Here is a 22662-nt window from a genome sequence, read left to right as displayed (position 1 = left end):
AAAGGCGATCCATCCGGATCGCCTTTTTTGCGCCTGACTTGTCACTCAGTGAACGGTCAGAACAATCCCCACCCGCGTCAGCCATTCGGCTTCAAGCCCGAAATCGGCCTGGGTCAGCTGGTTTTCATCCAGCCAGTTTTCCGGGAATTCCACGTCGAGGTGGTTGCCGTTGGCATGCAGCGCAACCTGCGGCATCGCCTGGGTGCCACGAATGTGGTGGAACAGGATGGCGAAACGCAGTAGCACGCACAGACGGATCAGCTTGTCGCCGTCGTCGCCGAACTCGGCAAACTTGTCCTTGGGGATGTTGCGGCGGTGGCCGCGCACCAGCAGGGCGAGCATTTGCTGGTCTTCGCGGGAGAAGCCGGCGAGGTCCGAGTGCTCGATCAGGTAGGCACCGTGCTTGTGGTAGTGATAGTGAGCGATGTCGAGCCCGACTTCATGCACTTTCGCCGCCCAGCCCAGCAGTTCGCGCCAGATGCCGTCGTCCAGCTCCCAATCCACGGCCACTTGATCGAAGGCGTGCAGGGCTTTGCGCTCGACCCGCGCGGCCTGTTCCAGGTCGACGTGGTAGCGCTCCATCAGCGAGGTCAGGGTGCGTTCGCGCACGTCTTCGTGGTGATGGCGGCCCAGCAGGTCGTACAGCACGCCTTCACGCAGTGCGCCTTCGCAGTGATCCATGCGTTGCAGTTCAAGAGCATCGAAGATCGCCTCGAGAATCGCCAGGCCCGCCGGGAAGATCGCGCGGCGGTCAGGCTTGATGCCTTCGAAATCGATCTTGTCGACATCGCCAAGCTTGAACAGGCGACGCTTGAGCCACGCCAGGCCTTCGGCGTTCACTTCGCCGGTGCCATGGCCGCCGGCCTTTAGCGCGAGGCCGATGGCGCGGATGGTGCCCGAGGAGCCGATGGCCTCATCCCAGGTCAGGCGGTGCAGGGCGTGTTCGATGCTCATGATTTCCAGGCGCGCCGCCGTGTAAGCCTGGGCGTAGCGGGCCGGGGTGATCTTGCCGTCCTTGAAATAGCGCTGGGTGAAGCTCACGCAGCCCATTTGCAGGCTTTCGCGCAGCAGCGGTTCGAAACGCTGGCCAATGATGAATTCGGTGCTGCCGCCGCCGATGTCGGCGACCAGACGCTTGCCCGGTGTGTCGGCGAGGGTGTGGGACACGCCCAGGTAGATCAGGCGCGCCTCTTCACGACCGGAGATGACTTCCACCGGATGGCCGAGGATTTCTTCGGCGCGGCGGATGAATTCGCCACGGTTGCGCGCCTCACGCAGGGCGTTGGTGCCAACGATCCGCACGGCGCCCAGGGGCATGCCGTTGATCAGTTGGGCAAAGCGCTTGAGGCAGTCGAGCCCGCGCTGCATGGACTCTTCGTTGAGCTGACGCTCATCGTTGATGCCGGCGGCCAGTTGAACCTTTTCTCCGAGCCGCTCGAGAATGCGGATTTCACCGTTCTGGGCCTTGGCCACGACCATATGGAAGCTGTTGGAGCCCAGGTCGATCGCGGCGATCAGGGACAGATTCTTGGCTTGGGATTGGGGCATGGTCAGGGGGTCTCGGTCGATAACCCCGCCATCGTGCCACGATCAAACGCTGCCGCCAACGCGCAGGGTTCAAACCCTTGATTCAGCGCATAAAGTCAATGACCGCTGCGCGGTCAATGACGCTGATCGTTCCCACGCTCTGCGTGGGAATGCCTCAATGGACGCTCTGCGTCCGCTTTTGGGACGCGGAGCGTCCCGGGCTGCATTCCCTGGGAATGATCGGGTAGCAGGCCGTTTCAGGCAGTTGCTTCCACAGTGCCGATGAAATTCGCCAGTTCCGGCGTCTGCGGATCGGCAAATAGCACTTTCGGATCGCCCACCTCGTGCACCTTGCCCTGATGCATGAACACCAGTTTGTCCCCGACCTCCCGGGCGAAGCGCATTTCGTGGGTGACCATGATCAGCGTCATGCCTTCCTTGGCGAGTTGGCGGACCACGCTGAGCACTTCGTTGACCAGCTCCGGGTCCAGCGCCGAGGTGATCTCGTCGCACAGCAGCACCTTCGGCGACATCGCCAGCGCCCGGGCAATCGCCACGCGCTGTTGCTGGCCGCCGGAGAGACGCTCCGGGAAGGCATCGAACTTCTCGCCCAGACCCACACGTTCCAGCATCCGCCGCGCGAGTTCTTGCGCCTTGGCCTTGGGCACTTTCTGCACCACTTGCGGCGCGAGCATCACGTTTTCGCCAACGGTCAGGTGCGGGAACAGGTTGAACTGCTGAAACACCATGCCGACTTTCTGCCGCAGACTGCGCAGGTCGGCGCGGGCAGCGTCGAGGTATTCGCCGTCGACTTCGATCACGCCGTCGTTGATCGATTCCAGGCCATTGAGGGTGCGCAGCAGGGTGGATTTGCCCGAGCCGCTGCGACCAATGATCGCCACCACCTGGCCTTCCTCGACGCTCAGGTCGATGCCTTTGAGCACATGGTGATCGCCGTAGTATTTATGCAGAGCGGAAATTCTAAGCAGAGGCATGCAGTCTCCTTTCCAGGTAGCGCGCACTGAGGGACAAGGGGTAGCAGAGCAGGAAGTAGCCCAGGGCGACGAGGCCGTAGACCATGAACGGTTCGAAGGTGGCGTTGGCGAGCATGCCGCCGGTCTTGGTCAGTTCGGTGAAGCCGATGATTGAGGTCACGGCGGTGCCCTTGACCACTTGCACCGAGAAGCCCACGGTCGGCGCCACGGCGATGCGCAGCGCCTGCGGCAGGATCACGTAGCGCAGTTGCTCCAGCGGATTGAGCGCCAGGCTCGACGACGCTTCCCACTGACCGTTGGGAATCGCCTCGACGCAGCCGCGCCAGATCTCCGCCAGATAGGCGCTGGTGAACAGCGTCAGGGCAATCGCCGCCGCCATCCACGGCGAAATCTCGACGCCGGCCAGTGCCACGCCGAAGAACACCAGAAACAGCTGCATCAACAGCGGCGTGCCCTGGAACAGTTCGATCCAGGTGCGGGCGATGCTGCTGGGCAGCGGGTTTTTCGAGATGCGCATGATCAGGATCAGCAACCCGACGACCCCGCCGCCGATGAACGCCACCAGCGACAACGCCAGCGTCCATTGCAGGCCGGTGAGCAGGTTGCGCAGGATGTCCCAGAACGTGAAGTCGCTCATTGGCTGCTCCTTGCGCTGCTTTTGGACAGGTAGCGCCGGCCGAGCCAGTTCAGCAACTGACGGATCAACAGCGCCATGCACAGATAAATGAGGGTGGTCAGGGCGTAGGTTTCAAAGGCGCGGAAGTTGCGCGACTGAATGAAGTTGGCAGCGAAGCTCAACTCCTCGGTGGCAATCTGCGAACACACCGCCGAACCGAGCATGACGATGATGATCTGGCTGCTCAGTGCCGGCCAGACCTTGCCCAGCGCCGGCAGCAGCACCACGTGGCGAAACGCTTCGAAACGGCTCATCGCCAGGGCGGCCGCTGCTTCCAGCTGCCCGCGCGGAATTGCCTGGATGCCGGCGCGGATGATCTCGGTCGAATAGGCACCGAGGTTGATCACCATCGCCAGCACCGCCGCCTGCCACTCGGAAATCTGCACGCCGAGGGACGGCAGGCCGAAGAAAATGAAGAACAGTTGCACCAGAAACGGCGTGTTACGGATCAGCTCCACGTACACGCCGAAGATCGCCGAGAACGGACGGATCTTCCACGCCCGCACCAGCGCTCCGACGATGCCCACGCCAACCCCGAGCAGCGCGCCGATGGCCGTCAGCTCAAGGGTAAACAACGCCCCGCGCAGCAGCAGGCCGGTGTTTTCCACCACCGGCAAGAAATCGAACTGATAGGCCATTAAAGTCTCCCGCGGCGCCGGTCAGAGGTCGGCCGGCAGCGGCTCTTTGAGCCAGGTCTGCGCATTCTTTTCCAGCGCGCCGTCAGCCTTGGCAGTGGCCAGGATCTCGTTGACCTTGCCCAGCAGCGCCGGCTCGTTCTTGTTCACGCCGACGTAGACCGGCGAATCCTTGAGTTTCACTTTCAGCGCGGGAACGCGTTTCGGGTTCTTTTCGCTGATCGCGACCATCACCACGTTGCCGCTGGCGATCAGGTCGACTTGCCCTGCGAGGTAGGCGGCGATGGTCGAGTTGTTGTCTTCGAAGCGTTTGATGGTCACGCCTTCGGGAGCGACCTTGGTCAGCTCGATGTCTTCGATGGCGCCACGGGTGACGCTGATGGTCTTGCCCTTCAGGTCGTCGAGAGTGTTGACGGCTGCGTCCGGCGGACCGAACACGGCGAGGTAGAACGGCGCATAGGCGCGGGAAAAATCGATGACCTTCTCGCGCTCGGGGTTTTTGCCGAGGCTGGAAATCACCAGGTCAACCTTGCCGGTGGTCAGGAATGGAATGCGGTTGGTGCTGTTGACCGGGGTCAGTTCGAGTTTGACCTTGAGCTGCTCGGCCAGCAGTTTCGCGGTGTCGATATCGAGGCCGCGCGGCTTCATGTCCGGGCCGACCGAACCGAACGGCGGGAAGTCCTGAGGCACGGCGACTTTCAAGGTGCCGCGCTTGACCACGTCATCCAGACCGTCGGCATGGGCGGGGGCCTGGCTCAGCATCAGACCGGCAAACAGGGCGGCGAGGAGGGCGCTGTAACGCTTCGTCATGGACAATCTCCGGATCGGCGGGAAGTGAAATGTGCGATCGGACAGAGCATGGGCCGTGCCAAGACAGAGGTTCGGCCCCGCAAAGCCACGGGTTTAGCGGGTTTGTTCGGTCTTACTGGTCTGAACAGTCGGATCGCGTTTCGCACTGCGATAGCGCATCGACGCGCCCTGTCGAACCCCGCTGGGGCACGACTTGCCTGATGCCTCGAATAGCTTTACAACTGGCCGCACCTTGGCCTGGTTCGTCTGGAAAACCATGAACTCGATCTCCCGCGCCGTACCCGAAGTGGCGCTGCAAGCGATCCGCAAACTAATCACCGAGCAGGGCTTCGGCCCCGGCGATGCGCTGCCCTCGCAACGGGATCTGGCGGTTCAGTTGGGTGTCAGTCGCGCGTCGCTGCGTGAGGCGTTGTCGTCCTTGAGTGCGCTGGGCGTGGTCAGCATCCAGCCGGGCAAAGGCGTGTTCGTGCAGGCGCCGGTGGAATTGCCGCGCGGCGAGGGCGCGCCGGCGTGGCCGTTTGCAGCCCAGGCTTCGCCGCTGGAAATCTTTCAATTGCGCTATGCGCTGGAAGGGTTTGCGGCCGGTCTGGCGGCGGTGACGCTGAGCACGTTTGATCTGGACGAACTGGAAGACAACGTCGCGGCCATGCGCGAGCAACTGCGCGCCGGCGACTTCGAGGCGGCGGCGAAACTGGATTTCGAATTTCACCGGCGGATCCTGCTGGCCAGCGGCAATCAGGCGATGCTGAGCATCCTTACCGCCAGTGCCGACATCTTTCTGGAGAGCCAGAAACTACCGTTCATCCGCGCCGAGCGGGCCATGGAAACCTGGCAGGAACACCGCAAGATCCTCCGCGCCCTGGCTCGCCGGGCCTCTGCCGCCGCGCAGAAAGCCATGCAGGAACACGTGCGCAACGCGGCCCTGCGCACCGGAATTTCCTTCATTGCCCCCGCCAGCGCGTGACTTGAGCTATACCCAAACTCATCGGGTGCCATAGCAAGACTCAATCATCTGCGGCTTCCTGAACAAGGGAAGGGCGGCTATGATGGGCCACGTTTTTTTGCTTACAACCTGGAGAATTCCATGAGCAGCAGCGATCTGATCAAACACGTTAGCGACGCTAGCTTCGAAGCCGACGTACTCAAGGCCGAAGGCGCTGTCCTGGTCGACTACTGGGCTGAATGGTGCGGCCCTTGCAAAATGATCGCTCCGGTTCTGGACGAGATTGCAGAGGAATACGAAGGCAAGCTGACCATTGCCAAACTGAACATCGACGAAAACCAGGGAACCCCTGCCAAGCACGGCGTGCGTGGTATTCCAACCCTGATGCTGTTCAAGAACGGCAACGTGGAAGCGACCAAGGTCGGCGCGCTGTCGAAGTCTCAGCTGAAAGCTTTCCTCGACGCCAACATCTAAGCGTTGCGGTAAAGACTGTCCTTGAAAAGCCCCGCAATTTGCGGGGCTTTTTGCGTATTCAGGGCTAGACGCTCCGAAACTCAGGTGATACATTCGGCCCCGCACTGGTTTCTCCACTGCCCCCTGCTAGCCGTCGCCGACGCACTCCTTTTCGAATAAGTACGCGATCCTGTCGCCTTCTCCGCGGCGCGGCCTCATTAAGCCAAAAGCTTAATTTCCCCCCTCCATAAATGATTACGTCATTCCTATATGAATCTGACTGAACTCAAGCAAAAGCCGATTACCGAACTGCTCGAATTGGCCGAACAGATGGGCATAGAAAATATGGCCCGTTCGCGCAAGCAGGACGTGATTTTCTCCCTGCTGAAAAAGCACGCTAAAAGCGGTGAGGAAATCTCCGGTGATGGCGTGCTGGAGATTCTCCAGGACGGCTTCGGCTTCCTGCGCTCCGCTGACGCTTCCTACCTCGCCGGCCCTGACGACATCTACGTCTCGCCGAGCCAGATCCGCCGTTTCAACTTGCGCACCGGTGACACCATCGTTGGCAAGATCCGCCCTCCGAAGGAAGGCGAGCGGTATTTCGCCCTGCTCAAGGTCGACACGATCAACTTCGATCGTCCTGAGAACGCGAAGAACAAGATTCTCTTCGAGAACCTGACTCCGCTGTTCCCGAACGTGCGCATGAAGATGGAAGCCGGCAACGGTTCCACCGAAGACCTGACCGGTCGCGTGATCGACCTGTGCGCCCCGATCGGCAAAGGCCAGCGCGGTCTGATCGTTGCACCGCCGAAGGCCGGTAAAACGATCATGCTGCAGAACATCGCGGCGAACATCGCCCGTAACAATCCTGAAGTTCACCTGATCGTGCTGTTGATCGACGAACGTCCGGAAGAAGTGACCGAAATGCAGCGCACCGTGCGCGGCGAAGTGGTTGCCTCGACCTTCGACGAGCCGCCGACCCGTCACGTACAAGTGGCTGAAATGGTGATCGAGAAGGCCAAGCGCCTGGTCGAACACAAGAAGGACGTGGTGATCCTGCTCGACTCCATCACCCGTCTGGCCCGTGCCTACAACACCGTAATTCCGAGCTCCGGCAAGGTGCTGACCGGTGGTGTCGATGCCCACGCCCTGGAGAAACCGAAGCGTTTCTTCGGCGCCGCGCGCAACATCGAAGAAGGCGGCTCGCTGACCATCATCGCCACCGCGCTGGTTGAAACCGGCTCGAAGATGGATGAAGTGATCTACGAAGAGTTCAAGGGCACCGGCAACATGGAGCTGCCACTGGATCGTCGTATCGCCGAGAAACGTGTGTTCCCGGCCATCAACATCAACAAGTCCGGTACCCGTCGCGAAGAGCTGCTGACTGCCGACGATGAGCTGCAGCGTATGTGGATCCTGCGCAAACTGCTGCACCCGATGGACGAAGTGGCGGCCATCGAGTTCCTGGTCGACAAGCTGAAAACGACCAAGACCAACGACGAATTCTTCCTGTCGATGAAGCGCAAGTAATTCGCTGTTGTTTGAATAAAGCGCCCTATAAGGGCGCTTTTTTTTGCAACGGATTATTTGTATCTGGATTGAAATGTACGTGGCTGATAACTTTCGCGCTTTCCAAGGACTCTGTATCCAGAACGAGAAAGATCATGCACACGTTTGGCAATCGCCGTGATATCGACGGATTACGAGCTCTGGCGGTTATTCCGGTCGTACTGTTTCATTTCGGATTCAGTACATTCAGTGGCGGCTTTGTCGGGGTTGACGTTTTTTTCGTCATTTCCGGCTTCCTGATCACAACGATCCTGTTCCGCGAAATCAGCTCTCAGCGCTTCAGCTTCATTGATTTCTGGGCACGCCGTGCCCGCCGCATCATTCCTGCCCTGAGTGTGGTCATGCTGGTGACGCTGGCATTGGGCTGGTTGCTGCTGACGGCCAAGGACTTCGCCGAACTCGGGCGAACAGTGCGCTATCAGTCGCTTTTCATCTCCAACATTCTGTTCATGCGAGAGGACGGCTACTTTCAGCCAGCCTCGGATCTGAAGCCGCTGCTGCACACCTGGTCGCTGGCGGTAGAAGAACAGTACTACATCTTCTTTCCGCTGTTGATGGCGGTGCTGATCCGCTATTTCCGCCATTGGCGCTGGATGCTGTTCGCCGTGTTGCTGGTATCGTTCGGCTTGAACATCGCCAACATCGAACACAAGCCGGAATTCACCTTCTTCTCGCTGCCTACCCGGGCGTGGGAGTTGCTCTGCGGCGCGATGCTCGCGGTCATGCCGGCGCCGAAACAGGCGGTGCGTCCCTGGTTGTATCAGGCTGTGGGGCTGGCCGGTCTGGTGGCAGTACTGGTTGCGGTGTTCACTTTTGACAAGTCCACCGTGTTTCCGGGTTGGGCAGCCTTGTTGCCGGTACTGGGGACGACGGCGTTGATCTGGTCGGGCGCGCAAGGTGCGAGCCTCACCGGGCGGCTCTTGAGTCTGCGGCCGTTGGTCTGGGTCGGCTTGCTTTCGTATTCGCTCTATCTTTGGCATTGGCCTGTGTTTGTCTATGCCAACGCGATTTCCATCGATGGCATTCAGCCTGTTGAAGCAATCGGCTGGATAGCCTTGGCGCTGGGTCTGGCCTGGCTGAGTCTGCGCTATATCGAGCTGCCGTTTCGCGAAAAACGCTTGCTCGCCTCGCGTAATGCAGTGCTGGCAGGCAGTCTGGCGGCCATCGTTGCACTTGTGGCGACGGGGTCGGCGATCCGTTCCGCCGGTGGCGTCCCTCAACGTCTGACCGGTAAAGCGCTGGAGTATGCACAGTCCCGTGAGTGGCATGCGGGGCAGATGAAATGCATGTTGGTGACTCAGGATAAAGAGCTGGACAAGGCTTGTCTGGTGGGTGGCAGTGGGGATGTTCCGGCCACTCAATTGTTCTGGGGCGATAGCCACGCCGCCGCCTTGCTGCCGGCTATCGAGAATAATGCCCGTCGCGAGGGGCGTCCGGTTTGGCTGTACAGCATGAGCGCGTGCCCGCCGATTCTCAGCGACGACCCGCGTCAGCGCTGCAAGGATTTCAACGAACGGACCATGGAACGCGTGCGCAGTCTCGGCATCAAGGATGTGGTGCTGGCGTCCAACTGGAGCCTTTACGTGTATGGCCGCGAAGACGGCGACAAGAAGGTGCTGCTCAATTCGCAAGACGATACCGTCCAGGCCGAGCAACGCATGGCCGCAGCGCTGAAAGCGCGAGTTGCCGCATTGAGAGCGACGGGGGCGCAAGTCTGGCTGTTCAAGGAGGTGCCGCTGCAACGCAAAGGCATCGTCAACCGCTTGACCAGCCTGGCGCGGATCGGAAGGTCAGCCGAAGGGCTGGGTCGTCCGCTTGAGGAACATCTGGCGCGCCAGCATTTCCTCAGCAGCCTGTTCGACTCAATGAGCGCCGCTGATCCGGGTGTGCACGTGATCGATCCAACGCCGCTGATGTGCGCCAACGGCGTCTGCAGCATCGAGGTCAACGGTCATTCGCAGTACAAGGATGAGGATCATCTTTCGGACGCGGGGAGCTCCCGGCTGAGCCCGCTGTTTGCGCCTCTGCTGCTGGGTACGAGCCACAATTGAGCGAGGCCTGATGCTGACGGGCTGCTGTTTGCCCGTCAGAGCAGGTAGGATGTACGCCTATTTTGAGGGTGCCATCGTCAATGAAATTCAAGGATCTTCGGGATTTCGTGCAGCAGCTTGAGCAGCGCGGAGAGTTGAAACGCATCCAGATTCCCGTCTCGCCGGTGCTGGAGATGACCGAGGTGTGCGACCGCACGCTGCGGGCCAAGGGCCCGGCGCTGCTGTTCGAGAAACCGACCGGCCATGACATTCCGGTGCTCGGCAACCTGTTCGGCACTCCCGAGCGGGTCGCGATGGGCATGGGCGCCGAGTCGGTCAGCGAGCTGCGCGAAATCGGCAAGCTACTGGCGTTCCTCAAGGAGCCGGAGCCGCCGAAGGGCTTGAAGGATGCGTGGTCGAAGCTGCCGATCTTCCGCAAGATCATTGCGATGGCGCCGAAAGTCGTCAAAGACGCGCCGTGCCAGGAAGTGGTCATCGAAGGCGACGACGTCGATCTGGCGATGTTGCCGGTGCAGACCTGCTGGCCGGGCGACGTGGCACCGCTGATTACCTGGGGCCTGACCGTCACCAAGGGCCCGAACAAGGATCGGCAGAACCTCGGCATCTACCGTCAGCAAGTGATTGGCCGTAACAAGGTCATCATGCGCTGGCTCAGCCACCGGGGTGGCGCGCTGGATTTCCGCGAGTGGTGCGAGAAGCATCCGGGTCAGCCGTTCCCGGTGTCCGTGGCCCTCGGTGCGGATCCTGCGACCATTCTCGGCGCGGTCACCCCGGTGCCGGACAGCCTCTCCGAATACGCCTTCGCCGGTCTGCTGCGCGACAGCCGCACAGAACTGGTGAAGTGCCGTGGCAACGACCTGCAAGTGCCGGCCACCGCTGAAATCATCCTCGAAGGCGTGATCCATCCGGGCGAAATGGCCGATGAAGGCCCGTACGGCGACCACACCGGTTACTACAACGAAGTCGACAGCTTCCCGGTGTTCACCGTCGAGCGCATCACCCACCGGATCAAACCGATCTACCACAGCACCTACACCGGCCGTCCGCCGGATGAGCCGGCGATTCTCGGCGTGGCGTTGAACGAAGTGTTCGTGCCGATCCTGCAGAAGCAGTTCCCGGAGATCACCGACTTCTACCTGCCGCCGGAAGGCTGCTCGTACCGCATGGCCGTGGTGACGATGAAGAAGGCGTATCCGGGCCATGCCAAGCGCGTGATGCTGGGTGTCTGGTCGTTTTTGCGACAGTTCATGTACACCAAGTTCGTTATCGTCACCGACGACGACATCAACGCGCGAGACTGGAACGACGTGATCTGGGCCATCACCACGCGCATGGACCCCAAGCGCGACACGGTGATGATCGACAACACGCCGATCGACTACCTCGACTTTGCCTCGCCAGTGTCGGGGCTCGGCTCGAAGATGGGCCTGGATGCCACCCACAAGTGGCCGGGCGAAACCACTCGCGAGTGGGGCCGCGTCATCGTCAAGGATGATGCCGTCACCCAACGGATCGATGCCATCTGGAATCAGTTAGGAATAGATTGATGCGTGTAACCCTGCAGCCCTCCGGAGTGGTGCTCGAGATACGGCCCGGAGAGCGGATTCTCGATGGTGCGCGGCGCCTGGGCTATGAATGCCCGCAGAGCTGCCGCAACGGCAATTGCCATGTGTGTGCGGCGCTGCTGGTGGAAGGCCGGGTCGAACAGGCCGGCAAGGTGCACGACCACGGTGAGTTCTACACTTGCATAGCGGAGCCGCTGGAAGACTGCATCGTGCTGTGGGATGGCGTGCTCGCGCTGGGAGAACTGCCCGTGCGCAGTGTGTCGTGTCAGGTCATCGAATGCCGGGACGTCGGTGGCGATACCTTTCGTGTGCGCCTGCGGGCACCGGCCGGCAAGCCGCCGCGCTATCACGCCGGTCAGTACCTGATGATCGAGCGCGAGAACGGCGAGAAGTCGGCGTTCTCCATGGCCTCGGCGCCCCACGGCGGGCGCGATCTGGAAATCCATGTGCTGGCGCGCGAATCCAGTGCGCTGAACCTGATCGATCAGCTCAGGCGCAACCCGATGGTGCGGGTCGAACTGCCGTTCGGCGACACCCATCTGGCGGAATTGCCGGACGGGCCGCTGGTGCTGATCGCCGCCGGCACCGGCATGGGTCAGATCCACAGCCTGATCGAACATTGCCGGGCCAACGGCTTCAAACAGCCGGTGCACTTGTACTGGGGCGTGCGTCGCCCGGAAGACTTCTACGAAATCGAACATTGGGACGAATGGCTGAAGTTGCCCAACCTGTTCCTGCACAAGGTCGTCAGTGATCAATGCGGTTGGGAAGGGCGCTGCGGCATGTTGCATGAGGCGGTGTGTGAGGATTTTCCCGATCTGAAACCGCTGCACGTCTACGCCAGCGGCTCGCCGGCCATGGTCTACGGCACGCTGGATGCGCTGGTGGAAGCGGGGATGGATGCCCATCAGATGCGTGCGGATGTGTTCGCTTACGCGCCCCGTTCCTGAATTCTTTATAACTCTCTATATAGCCGATCGGTATTTATGTAATTGCATAAATGCCGGTAGGTTATATATCAATCAGGCAATAAATTAAGAACTGTGCCATGGCACTCCAATTGCTTTAAAACATATGTGCCTTATTGTTACAGCGGTGCGTTCTATTAAGTAATTCTTCACCCGCGGGGAGCTGAACGCTATTCGCCATGAGCGCCATTGAAAACGCTTTTCTGAACCTGGCTTACCCTCCGCGGCTCGATCTCGGGCCGCAGCTGACGCACGAACAACTTCTCGCTTCCATGCAATCGACCATGGCGCGCCACAAGGGCGGGCCGGTGTGGCTGTTCGCCTACGGATCGCTGATCTGGCGGCCGGAATGCACCGCCGCCGAGCGTGTGCGCGGTCGAGTGCATGGCTACCATCGTGGCTTGTACCTGTGGTCCCACGAGCATCGCGGCACGCCGGAAATGCCGGGTCTGGTCTTTGGTCTGGACCGGGGCGGTTCATGCAGCGGCTTTGCCTACCGGTTGCCGGAAGACAACCTGGACAGCGCGCTCTATGCGTTGTGGAAGCGCGAGATGCCGTTCCCGTCCTATCGCCCACACTGGCTCAACTGCCGACTCGAAGATGGCAGCCAGGTTCAGGCCTTGGGATTCGTATTGGAGCGACACCTGCCCAGCTATGCCGGCAACTTGCCGGATCATGTGCTGAGCCAGGTGTTCGAAAGCGCTTGCGGGCGTTACGGCACGACTCGCGATTATGTCGAGCAGACCGCTCACGCCCTGCGCAGCCACGCCATGCCAGACCGGAATCTGGAGGCGCGGCTCAAGCGCTGCAGGTCAAAGGCCGATCAGGCGACTGCTTCGCGGGTCTGACTGGCGACTTGCTTGTGCCACAGGGTCGGGGCCAGGAAGGCCATCGACAGCAGGCAAGCGCCCACCAGCAACACGAAACCGCCATCCCAGCCGAAATGGTCCACGGTGTAGCCCATCGCTGCACTGGCCGCGACCGAACCACCCAGATACCCGAACAGACCGGTGAAGCCCGCAGCAGTACCGGCGGCTTTCTTTGGTGCCAGCTCCAGCGCCTGCAGGCCGATCAGCATCACCGGGCCGTAGATCAGGAAGCCGATGGAGAACAGCGCGATCATGTCGATGGTCGGGTTGCCGGCCGGGTTCAGCCAGTAAACCAGGGTCGCCACGGTCACCAGCGCCATGAACACCATGCCGGTCAGGCCACGGTTGCCACGGAAGATCTTGTCTGACATCCAGCCGCACAGCAGCGTGCCTGGAATCCCCGCCCATTCGTAGAAGAAATAGGCCCACGAGGTTTTATCTACAGTGAAACCCTTGGCTTCCTTCAGGTAGGTCGGCGCCCAGTCCAGTACGCCGTAGCGCAGCAGGTAAACGAAGACGTTGGCCATGGCGATGTACCAGAGCATTTTGTTGCGCAGCACGTATTTGACGAAGATTTCCTTGGCGCTGAATTCGTCTTCGTGGCTGGCGTCGTAGCCTTCCGGATAGTCGTTCTTGTACTTCTCGATCGGCGGCAGGCCAACCGATTGCGGGGTGTCGCGCATGGTCACGAACGCGAACACCGCTACCGCCAGAGCAACAGCGGCCGGAACGTAGAACGCTGCGTGCCAGTCGTTGAACAGGCCCATGCCGACCAGGAACAGCGGGCCGATCAGGCCGCCCCCGACGTTATGCGCCACGTTCCACACCGACACCACGCCGCCACGTTCCTTCTGCGACCACCAGTGCACCATCGTGCGTCCGCTCGGCGGCCAGCCCATGCCCTGGGCCCAACCGTTGATGAACAGCAGGATGAACATCATGGTCACGCTGGACGTTGCCCAAGGCGCGAAACCGAAAATGAACATGACCCCGGCCGATACCAGCAGGCCGAAGGGCAGGAAGTAACGCGGGTTGGAGCGGTCGGAGACCAGGCCCATGAGGAACTTGGACAAGCCATACGCAATGGCGATCGCCGACATCGCCAGGCCCAGATCGCCACGGCTGTAGCCTTCGTCGATCAGGTACGGCATGGCCAGCGAGAAGTTCTTGCGCAGCAGGTAGTAACCCGCGTAGCCAAAGAAGATGCCGGCGAAGATCTGCCAACGCAGGCGTCGGTAGGTGCTGTCGATTTTTTCTTCAGGCAATGGAGCCTGATGTGCGGCAGGACGAAAGAAAGCAAACATTCAAGAGCTCCAGATTTCTTGTTTTGACTGCGGATGCGAATGTTACAGTTTCGTTACCGAAAATAGCACCGCTTCCCATCGACAAAACAGTGGAAATGTTGGAAGTCGCACGTTCCTTTATGAACATGTCGCTCAGATATAAGTGAGGGGCGCTGTGGGAAAGGTTACTTCGGCGGCTTCCTGCAGGGTTTCAGCGAGACGTAGGGCAAGTTTTGAGGAAATCTCCTGCTTGCAACGCAGAAGCCGCGACGTTCTATTTTGGAGGGGCGCGCCTTAACCTTTTCGCAGATGCCTGATCGGGCATTCGGGTCGCGAGGGGAGGAATCATGCGCTGGTGGATGTTGTTGGTTTTGCTGTTGGTGGCGGGCAGTACCTGGGCGGCCGAGGTATTTTTGATTCCGGAACATCATCCGAAACCAATCTACCCTCCGGGGCTGCAACGGGCCGGGTTTACCGGAGGCGTCAAAGTAAGCTTTACCGTCAGTGCAGACGGAGCGGTGAGTAAGGTCGGCATTTTGAAAAGCGATCATGCCGAACTGTCCGATGCGGTCAAAAAAGCGCTGGCGCAATGGCGCTTTAAACCGTGGACTGTTGAAGGAGAACGCCCGCCAGAGCAGGAAATAATCGCCCCGATGACGTTCGGATTCGACTCTCCCGACGGTGTCAATCTGTGGCTGAAGGATCTCAAATGCCGCGAGTTCAACAGTTTGCTGGCGCACTATCCAAGACATGCCTGGGTGGATGCTGCACCGTTTCATTATGTGCGCGGTTATCTGGCAAATACGTTTTTCCAGGGACAGATCCCGATGGAGCAACGCCTGGCCATGGTTGCCAAAATGAACAAGCGTGTTCCCAGCATTGTGACGCGCTGCCAAAAGAGTCCAGGCCTTAAATACGTCACCCTTCTGCCGGAAGACATTCGCAAGGTTTTATGAGAACAGTGCATGCCTGTCTGGTCAGGTACATGACCAGACAGCTTTTTCCGTTTAGCGCACGCTGACGACAACCTTGCCCACAGCCTTGCGCTGCCCGAGATCATTGATCGCCTCCGCGGCATTGCCCAGCGGGTAGACCTGCGACACCAGCGGCTTGAGCTTGCCCTCGGCAAACCAGCCGAACAGTTGCTGGAAGTTTGCGGCGTTGTCCTGCGGCTGGCGCTGGGCGAAGGAACCCCAGAACACGCCGAGTACCGCCGCGCCCTTGAGCAGGGCGAGGTTGACCGGCAGTTCGGGAATGCGTCCGCTGGCGAAGCCGACGACCAGCAGGCGGCCGTTCCAGGCGATGGCGCGGATAGCCTGGTCGAACAGGTCGCCGCCGACCGGGTCGTAGATCACGTCGGCGCCCTGGCCGTCGGTCAGGCGTTTGATCTCGTCCTTGAGGCTGGTTTCGCTGTAGTTGATCAGTTCGTCAGCACCGGCAGCCTTGGCGACGGCGAGTTTTTCCGCGCTGCTGGCGGCGGCAATCACCCGGGCGCCCATGGCTTTGCCGATTTCCACGGCGGCGAGACCAACGCCGCCGGAGGCACCGAGTACCAGCAGGGTTTCACCCGGTTGCAGGTTGCCGCGCTGTTTGAGGGCGTGCATCGACGTGCCGTAGGTCATGCTGAACGCGGCGGCAGTGTTGAAATCCATCGACGGCGGGATCGGCAGCACGTTGTAGCCCGGCACTGCGACCTGCTCGGCAAAGCTGCCCCAGCCCGTCAGGGCCATGACCCGGTCGCCGACCTTCAGGTGACAGACCTTTTCACCCACTTGGCTGACCACGCCGGAGGCTTCCCCACCCGGGGAGAACGGGAAGGGCGGCTTGAACTGGTACTTGCCCTCGATGATCAGCGTGTCCGGGAAGTTGACCCCGGCGGCGTGCACGTCCAGCAGGATTTCGTTCTTCTTGGCGACAGGACTGGCGACGTCTTCCAGCACCAGCGATTCGGCAGGGCCGAAGGCTTTGCACAGCACGGCTTTCATCAGGGCTATTCCTTTGGGAGTGATGGCCGATAAGTGTAGGTGTGGCAGTCAACGGGTCAACGAGCATGCCCGGCCCTGATAGTCCGCCATAAGCTTGTGCTTGCGCGGCGGGTCGTTATGCTAGGCCGCAAACCGGATAAGGAGCGAATTGTGAAAGCGTGGATCATGTTGTTGCTGGCCCTGTCTCTGCCTGTGGCAGCGCTGGCCGAAGAAGCCAAAGAGGGCGAGGCGCCGAAGGTCAACTACATCACCCTGAGCCCGCCGTTCGTGGGCAACTACGGGCTGGATGGCACGCCGAAGCTGAAGGTCTACAAGGCCGACGTGGCACTGCGGGTGACCGGCGAAGAGGCGACCAAACTGGTCAAGGCCAACGAGCCGCTGATTCGCAATCAACTGGTGGCGCTGTTCACTCAGCAAACCACCGAAGCGATGGGCAGCATCGAAGGCAAGGAAAAACTGCGTCAGGAAGCCTTGAAGCAGACCCAGCAAGTGATGAATGACGAGACCGGCAAGCCGGTGGTCGAGGATCTGTTGTTCAACAACCTGATCATTCAGTAAATGTTGTCGCGGTTGTTCAGGACGCCAGGCTCTTGCGAAACCGTGCCAGGGCGATGAAAAAGAACAGCAAACCGATGACGACCAGCGCCAGCAAGTCAGGCCACACCACGCTCAGCCCGGCGTCGCGGAACAGGATCGCGGTGCCGAGGCTGACGAAGTGGGTGGACGGTGACCCTTGCATGACCCATTGCAACCACTGCGGCATGCTGTCCAGCGGTGTACTGCCCCCGGACAACAGCAACATCGGGATAATCACCGGGATGGCCAGCAGGCCGAACTGCGGTGTCGAACGCGCCAGCGTTGCCAGAAATATGCCCAGCGCGGTGCTGGCGAACAGATAAACGGCCGTAACCAGCAAGAACAGGCTCAATGAGCCGGATAAAGGTACGCCCAACGCACCTTTGACAATCACTTCCAGGGACAGCCAGGTGCATAGCACCACCACCAGCAGATTGCTCCAGACTTTCGCCAGCATGATTTCCAGTGCGGTCAGCGGCAGCACCAGCAAATGATCCAGTGTGCCGTGTTCGCGCTCGCGCAGGAGCGCGGTGCCGGTCAGAACAATCGCCAGAATAGTGATGTTGTTGACGATCTGAATCACGGCCAGAAACCAACCGCCCTCAAGATTGGTATTGAACAGGGCTCGAGTCGTCAGTTGCACCGCAGACCCGGTCTGCACATCACCCTGGCCTGAGTAAGCCAATAACTCACGTTGAAATATTCGGCTGATGTAGCCGGCGCCCATGAACGCCTGACTCATGGCAGTGGCGTCGACGTTGACCTGCAGGGCTGGCTGGCGACCCGCGAGCAGGTCTGTCTGAAAACTGGCGGGGATGTTGATGACGAACGTGTAGCGGCCGCTATCCATGACCTCATCCAGTTGCTCGTAGGGCAGCGGTACCGGCGTCTGGAATTCCGGAGGTTGCAGCGCCTCGGCCAATTGGCGCGAAAGGGCGCCGTGATCCTCGTCGACAATCGCCACGCTGGCGTTATGCACGCCGATCACCGAACCGGCGGCTGGCATATAGATGGCTACGGTGAAGGCATAGAACAGGAACAGCAGTAGTACGCTGTCATGGCGCAGGCTCGTCAGCTCCTTGAGGCCCAATCGCAGGATATGTGCGAGCTTGTGCATCACGCCTCCTGCTTTTTCAGCATGATCAGGCTCAAACCGGTGAACCCGATAAAAAAGCCGCCCAGCGCCAGGCATTGTGGCCAGAGCTGGCGCAGGTCCAGAGCTTTGGTGAACGTTCCTACGGCGATGTCGAGGAAGTGACCGGCCGGGAACAGCACGCCCATCACGGCGGCGGCCCCTTCCAGCGAAGAACGCGGCACGATCAGACCCGAGAACTGAATGGTCGGCAGGCTGGTGATGATCATGGTGCCGAGGATCGCCGCAATCTGTGTTCGGGTGAACGCTGAAATCAGCAGGCCCATGCTGGTGGTGGCCAGTACATACAAAAGCCCGCCGAACGCAAGGGTCGGCAGGCTGCCCTTGAAGGGCACGCCGAACAACCAGCGATTCATGGCCGTGAGCACGGCGAGGTTGACCAGGCTGACCAGCAGATAAGGCATTTGTTTGCCCAGGAGGAATTCGAGGCGGGTCAGGGGCGTGGCGTAGAAGTTGGTGATTGAGCCCAGCTCTTTCTCGCGCACGATGCCGAGCGCCGTCAGCATCGCCGGAATGAAGGCCAGAATCAGCGCCATCACGCCGGGACCGATGGCATTGACGCTGACCACATCCTGGTTATAGCGAAAGCGGGTCTGCAGCGTGGCCGGGGCTGACAGGGTCAAGGCCGGGCTGCTTTGTTCGGCAAGTTGCTCGAGATTGGCCAGATGAACGGCCTCGACGTAGTTGCGACTGGTCTCGGCGCGAAAGGGCATGCCGCCATCCAGCCACGCCGCGACCTCCGGCCGATGCCCGGCGTACAGGTCGCGGCCGAAGCCGGGCGGGATCTCCAGCGCCAGTTTGATTTCCGAACGTTGCAGCCGACGGTGCAGAGCCTGTGGATCTTCGATGGGCGGCTGTTCGGCGAAATAGCGGGAGCCGCGAAAGGCCTCCAGATAGGCGCGGCTTTGTGGCGTTTGATCCTGGTCATACACGGCAAAGGCCAGGTTCTCCACATCCAGGGAAATCCCGAAGCCAAAAATCACCATCATGAAAATCGCACCCAGCAGTGCAAACGCCATGCGCACTTTGTCGCGGACCAGCTCTTTGCCTTCGCGGCGAGCCACTGCCGTCAGACGACCGAAACTGAAAACCCGTTCCTTGACGGAACCGGCCGGCGCTTTCGGGGGCGGTGACGGCTCGGGGGGCGGGGCGGTTTCGGCGTCGCCCTGAGCCTGTTCAAGGCAGGTCACGAACGCTGCCTCCAGGGACTTGCCGCCAAACTGTTGTTGCAGTGCCGTCGGCGTGTCACAGGCCAGCACTTTGCCCGCGTGCATCAGCGAGATGCGGTCGCAACGCTGAGCTTCGTTCATGAAATGGGTGGAGAGGAAAATGGTCACGCCTTGATCACGGGACAGCTCGATCAACAGGCGCCAGAAATCGTCTCGCGCCGCGGGATCAACTCCGGAGGTCGGCTCATCCAGAATCAGCACTTCCGGGCCATGCAAGACCGCCACCGCCAGTGACAGGCGCTGGCGTATTCCCAGCGGCAAGGCCCCGGACGATTGATTGGCGACACCGTGCAGATCGAAGCGTTGAATCAGCGCGTCGATGCGCTGGGCGCTCTCGGTTTTCGGCAAGTCGAACAGGCGCGCGTGCAGTTCAAGGTTCTGCCGGACGCTGAGTTCGGCATACAGCGAAAAGCTCTGAGACATGAATCCGACCCGTTTGCGCGTGGCCAGATCCTTCGCATCCACCGGATTGCCCAGCAGCGTTGCGCTACCTTCGCTGGCAGGCATCAGTCCGGTCAGGACTTTCATTGTGGTGGTCTTGCCGCAGCCATTGGAGCCAAGGAAACCGAAAATCTCGCCTCGCCCGATGGCGAAGCTGACGTGATCCACGGCCGTAAAGTCGCCGAAACGCAACGTCAGGTCGTGAGCTTCGATGGCAATATCGGCGTTGCCGGTGCGAGGCGGGATCTGCAGTGGTTGAGTGGTGTGACGGCTGTCACCCTGGAAATGAGTGAAGGCGTCATCCAGCTTGCCGCTGGGCGTGACAGCGGCCAGTTCGCGGCTCAAACCGGTGGCGATCATCCGCCCGCCGTCGAGCATCAGGCAATGCTCGAACTGCTCTGCTTCCTCCATGTAGGCCGTGGCGACCAGCAGGGTCAGCTGCGGTCGTTGGCGTCGAACATCGTCGATCAACTCCCAGAACTTGCGGCGTGAAAGCGGATCGACGCCGGTGGTCGGCTCGTCGAGGATCAGCAGATCCGGTTCGTGGATCAGGGCGCAACACAGTCCGAGTTTCTGTTTCATGCCGCCGGAAAGTTTGCCGGCTGGTCGATCGGCGAACCTCAGCAGATCGGTCGCGAGCAACAGGTTGTGCAGGCGCTGGGCGCTTTCGTCTGCAGAGAGGCCGAACAAGGTGGCGAAAAAATGCACGTTCTCGCGGATCGACAGTTCCGGGTACAGGTTGCCGCCCAATCCTTGCGGCATGAAAGCGATGCGCGCGTACAGCGTGTTGCGGTGGCTGCGATCCTGGATCGGACCGCCAAGCACTTCCAGTTGCCCTTGCTGGAGGGTTTTCACGCCCGCAATCAGCCCCAGCAGACTGGATTTGCCCGCGCCGTCAGGGCCGATCAAGCCGCAGCGGGTACCGGTCGGCAGGTCGAACGCAATGCCATTCAGGGCTTGCCGCTCGCCATAGCGGTGAGTGATGGCGTTCGCGTGAACCGCGACGCTGTTCATTGCAGATTGGCCGGCCAGTCGATCGGCGCGGTGCGCACATAGCCCGCGCCGGGCATGCCGGGCTTGGCCTGGGGGACGTCGCCAGGTCGGGTCAGGCGCAGCTTGACGCGAAAGACCAGTTTTTGTCGCTCGTCGCGGGTTTCGACCTCTTTGGGTGTGAATTGTGATTTGGCCGCCACGAAACTGACTTTCGCCGGCAAGGCCTGATCGGGCAGGGCGTCGAGCAGGATCCGCGCTTCATCGCCGACCGCCAGACGCCCGGCGACGGAGGCCGACAAGTAAAGATTCATGTATTGGTCGCCGGGATCGATCAGCAGCAGGACTCGGCCGCCGGCACCCAGCACTTCGCCGGGTTCGGCCATGCGCAACTGGATCAGCCCGTCGATCGGCGCGCGCAGACGGCTGTCATCGATCTCGCTGGCCAGTTGCGCAACCTGGGCCTGGGCTGCACCGATGGCCGCGCTGACTGCAGCGACCTGCGCCCGGGCCGCAGTCACAGCAGCGTTAGCGGTGCCGATCCGTGATTGCAATTGATCGATGACCTGCGCGCTGACAAAACCGTGCTTGAACAACGACTGCGAGCGGCCAAGTTCTTGCTGGGCCAGCAGTTGCTCGCTCAGGCGCAACTGCACGTTGGCCTGGGCGGCGGCGAGGTTCTCGCGGGCGCGGATAACCTCGGCTTCGGCCTGATTGCGCTGGGCCTCAAGGGTTCGGGTGTCCATTCGCGCAAGCAGTTGCCCTTTGCTGACCTTGTCGCCTTCGTCGACCAAGACCTCGGCGAGACGTCCCGGGGTCTTGCTGGCGATCTGCACTTGCGTTGCCTCGAGTCGCCCGTTTGCGCTGTGGAGCCCTTCGGGAAGGCGGTTGCTCATGGACTTCCAGTAGCCGAAGCCTCCGGCCGCCATCAACAACAGAATGAGGGCGCCGGCGTATATCAGAGAGGAGCGTCGATGCGTTGACATGAGGGCATCCTGCGGCTTGGGCGTTCAGTCTGTCGGGTTAAGCGATGGCATCGCTTGATGTCGGTCAAATGTCGGCGAAGCAGCAGCGCTGAGTCATGTCAGCCGCAAGGGCCGAGGTCTCTCAGCGCAAACCGAGTACTGCCGCCCACTGCTCGGCCGTCACTGGCATCACCGACAGTCGCGAGCCCTTTTGTACCAGCGGCATTTCGGCCAGTGCGGTCTGCTGTTTCAGATAATCCAGCTTCAAGACCCGGCTGAACGTCTCCACATGGGCGACGTCAATCGCGCTCCAGGCGTTTTTCTCTGGCGTGGCTTTCGGGTCGAAATAATGGCTTTGCGGATCCATTGCGGTGGGATCCGGGTACGCGGCCTGAATGATTTTGCCGATCCCGGCAATTCCCGGCTCCGGGCAGCTGGAGTGGTAGAAAAAGAATTCGTCCCCTACTGCCATGGCCCGCAGGAAATTGCGTGCCTGATAGTTGCGAACCCCGTCCCAGCGCGCTTTACCGAGCTTTTCCAAACCCTTGATCGAGAGCTCGTCGGGCTCGGATTTCATCAGCCAGTAGGCCATGGTGTGTGCTCCTCAAGCGGTCGTTGGGCAGGTTGTCGGGCAATTTTATGACAAACCGACGGTCGGTTGACGTCAGCATTTGCGCAGAGGTTCACGTTGTCGCAAAATGCCGGCCTTTAAAGCTTGACGCTGCTGCACGGCCTACGAATGGAAACCGCTGCTGTCATCGTGATGATGTGCCTTGAGGGGGGCAATCGATGAAACGCAAACCGGATTTGCTGTGGACTTTGGTTATTTTGTTCGGTCTGGGCGTCGTGACCACCGGTTATGCGCAAAGTCTGTGGGCCAACAAGGCCGATGCTCCGATTGAAGTGGCGCAACAAGTACAACAGTCGACAGCCTTCAAACGCTGAAACTGCCTTTTCGACGCCGCTGATCCGCGCGGCG

21 protein-coding genes are annotated in these 22662 nt (G+C 60.7%); 10 read left to right on the top strand and 11 right to left on the bottom strand.

Going from position 1 to position 22662, the window contains the following annotated elements:
- Positions 1–45: 45 nt before the first annotated feature.
- From ppx to AC1MDC_RS15240, 5 genes are all read right to left on the bottom strand, one after another.
- A complete protein-coding gene (gene ppx, locus AC1MDC_RS15260) occupies positions 46–1548 on the bottom strand; it encodes an exopolyphosphatase (protein ID WP_085696885.1) in 1503 nt (500 codons plus the stop codon).
- A gap of 236 nt (positions 1549–1784) precedes the next feature.
- Positions 1785–2522, bottom strand: coding sequence for an amino acid ABC transporter ATP-binding protein (locus AC1MDC_RS15255; protein WP_011336491.1), 738 nt, complete (start codon positions 2520–2522; stop codon positions 1785–1787).
- Positions 2509–3159 (bottom strand): amino acid ABC transporter permease, encoded by a 651-nt coding sequence (locus AC1MDC_RS15250; RefSeq protein ID WP_085696886.1) that lies wholly within the window; start codon positions 3157–3159, stop codon positions 2509–2511. Before AC1MDC_RS15250 ends, AC1MDC_RS15255 begins: the two co-directional genes overlap by 14 nt.
- The gene (locus tag AC1MDC_RS15245) at positions 3156–3836 is read right to left on the bottom strand and encodes an amino acid ABC transporter permease (RefSeq protein WP_480393275.1); all 681 of its coding nucleotides are present in this window, start codon (positions 3834–3836) and stop codon (positions 3156–3158) included. Before AC1MDC_RS15245 ends, AC1MDC_RS15250 begins: the two co-directional genes overlap by 4 nt.
- A gap of 21 nt (positions 3837–3857) precedes the next feature.
- Complete coding sequence (locus AC1MDC_RS15240) at positions 3858–4643, bottom strand: transporter substrate-binding domain-containing protein (protein WP_085696888.1); 786 nt, start codon at positions 4641–4643, stop codon at positions 3858–3860.
- Between the two features lie 256 nt (positions 4644–4899).
- Here AC1MDC_RS15240 and AC1MDC_RS15235 point away from each other — a divergent pair, with 256 nt between their 5' ends.
- The 7 genes from AC1MDC_RS15235 (at position 4900) to AC1MDC_RS15205 (ending at position 13040) form a co-directional block, all read left to right on the top strand.
- Positions 4900–5607: a FadR/GntR family transcriptional regulator gene (locus AC1MDC_RS15235; RefSeq protein ID WP_007951828.1), complete on the top strand. Its 708-nt coding sequence runs from the start codon at positions 4900–4902 to the stop codon at positions 5605–5607.
- Between the two features lie 120 nt (positions 5608–5727).
- Entirely contained in the window at positions 5728–6060 is a 333-nt protein-coding gene (gene trxA / locus AC1MDC_RS15230) for a thioredoxin TrxA (RefSeq protein WP_085696889.1), read from the top strand.
- Between the two features lie 249 nt (positions 6061–6309).
- Entirely contained in the window at positions 6310–7569 is a 1260-nt protein-coding gene (rho, locus tag AC1MDC_RS15225; protein WP_007951825.1) for a transcription termination factor Rho, read from the top strand.
- A gap of 134 nt (positions 7570–7703) precedes the next feature.
- Positions 7704–9659 (top strand): acyltransferase family protein, encoded by a 1956-nt coding sequence (locus AC1MDC_RS15220; RefSeq protein WP_085696890.1) that lies wholly within the window; start codon positions 7704–7706, stop codon positions 9657–9659.
- 80 nt (positions 9660–9739) lie between these two features.
- The gene (gene ubiD, locus AC1MDC_RS15215; RefSeq protein ID WP_085696891.1) at positions 9740–11206 is read left to right on the top strand and encodes a 4-hydroxy-3-polyprenylbenzoate decarboxylase; all 1467 of its coding nucleotides are present in this window, start codon (positions 9740–9742) and stop codon (positions 11204–11206) included.
- On the top strand, positions 11206–12174 hold the full coding sequence (locus AC1MDC_RS15210; protein ID WP_480393274.1) for a CDP-6-deoxy-delta-3,4-glucoseen reductase: 969 nt from the start codon (positions 11206–11208) through the stop codon (positions 12172–12174). Before ubiD ends, AC1MDC_RS15210 begins: the two co-directional genes overlap by 1 nt.
- Positions 12175–12371: 197 nt before the next feature.
- Positions 12372–13040, top strand: a complete 669-nt coding sequence (locus AC1MDC_RS15205; protein ID WP_480393273.1) for a gamma-glutamylcyclotransferase — start codon at positions 12372–12374, stop codon at positions 13038–13040.
- Here the strand turns inward: AC1MDC_RS15205 and glpT are convergent.
- The gene (glpT, locus tag AC1MDC_RS15200; protein ID WP_085696894.1) at positions 13016–14365 is read right to left on the bottom strand and encodes a glycerol-3-phosphate transporter; all 1350 of its coding nucleotides are present in this window, start codon (positions 14363–14365) and stop codon (positions 13016–13018) included. The genes AC1MDC_RS15205 and glpT overlap by 25 nt on opposite strands.
- 326 nt (positions 14366–14691) lie before the next feature.
- Between glpT and AC1MDC_RS15195 the strand changes: the two genes are divergently transcribed.
- On the top strand, positions 14692–15300 hold the full coding sequence (locus AC1MDC_RS15195; protein WP_085696895.1) for an energy transducer TonB: 609 nt from the start codon (positions 14692–14694) through the stop codon (positions 15298–15300).
- A gap of 51 nt (positions 15301–15351) precedes the next feature.
- On the opposite strand, the gene AC1MDC_RS15190 is transcribed toward AC1MDC_RS15195, so the two are convergent.
- On the bottom strand, positions 15352–16329 hold the full coding sequence (locus AC1MDC_RS15190) for an NADPH:quinone oxidoreductase family protein (protein ID WP_480393272.1): 978 nt from the start codon (positions 16327–16329) through the stop codon (positions 15352–15354).
- 150 nt (positions 16330–16479) lie between these two features.
- Between AC1MDC_RS15190 and AC1MDC_RS15185 the strand changes: the two genes are divergently transcribed.
- Entirely contained in the window at positions 16480–16887 is a 408-nt protein-coding gene (locus AC1MDC_RS15185) for a flagellar basal body-associated protein FliL (protein ID WP_027610485.1), read from the top strand.
- 16 nt (positions 16888–16903) lie between these two features.
- Here AC1MDC_RS15185 and AC1MDC_RS15180 read toward each other — a convergent pair whose 3' ends face one another.
- The 4 genes from AC1MDC_RS15180 to AC1MDC_RS15165 all read right to left on the bottom strand — a co-directional run bounded on the left by AC1MDC_RS15180 (position 16904) and on the right by AC1MDC_RS15165 (position 22275).
- Complete coding sequence (locus AC1MDC_RS15180) at positions 16904–18022, bottom strand: ABC transporter permease (RefSeq protein WP_085702352.1); 1119 nt, start codon at positions 18020–18022, stop codon at positions 16904–16906.
- Complete coding sequence (rbbA, locus tag AC1MDC_RS15175; RefSeq protein WP_085696898.1) at positions 18022–20742, bottom strand: ribosome-associated ATPase/putative transporter RbbA; 2721 nt, start codon at positions 20740–20742, stop codon at positions 18022–18024. Before rbbA ends, AC1MDC_RS15180 begins: the two co-directional genes overlap by 1 nt.
- Positions 20739–21704 (bottom strand): HlyD family secretion protein, encoded by a 966-nt coding sequence (locus AC1MDC_RS15170; protein ID WP_085696899.1) that lies wholly within the window; start codon positions 21702–21704, stop codon positions 20739–20741. The genes rbbA and AC1MDC_RS15170 overlap by 4 nt, the downstream gene beginning before the upstream one ends.
- A gap of 121 nt (positions 21705–21825) precedes the next feature.
- Positions 21826–22275: an EVE domain-containing protein gene (locus AC1MDC_RS15165; RefSeq protein WP_085696900.1), complete on the bottom strand. Its 450-nt coding sequence runs from the start codon at positions 22273–22275 to the stop codon at positions 21826–21828.
- A gap of 197 nt (positions 22276–22472) precedes the next feature.
- Here AC1MDC_RS15165 and AC1MDC_RS15160 point away from each other — a divergent pair, with 197 nt between their 5' ends.
- Positions 22473–22628 carry a hypothetical protein gene (locus tag AC1MDC_RS15160; protein ID WP_007911192.1) on the top strand — a complete coding sequence of 52 codons (156 nt, stop codon included), beginning with the start codon at positions 22473–22475 and terminating at the stop codon, positions 22626–22628.
- Positions 22629–22662 lie beyond the last annotated feature (34 nt).

It is taken from the genome of Pseudomonas sp. 1 (genome assembly GCF_056626735.1).
This window is presented reverse-complemented; position numbering and strand designations above follow the sequence as displayed.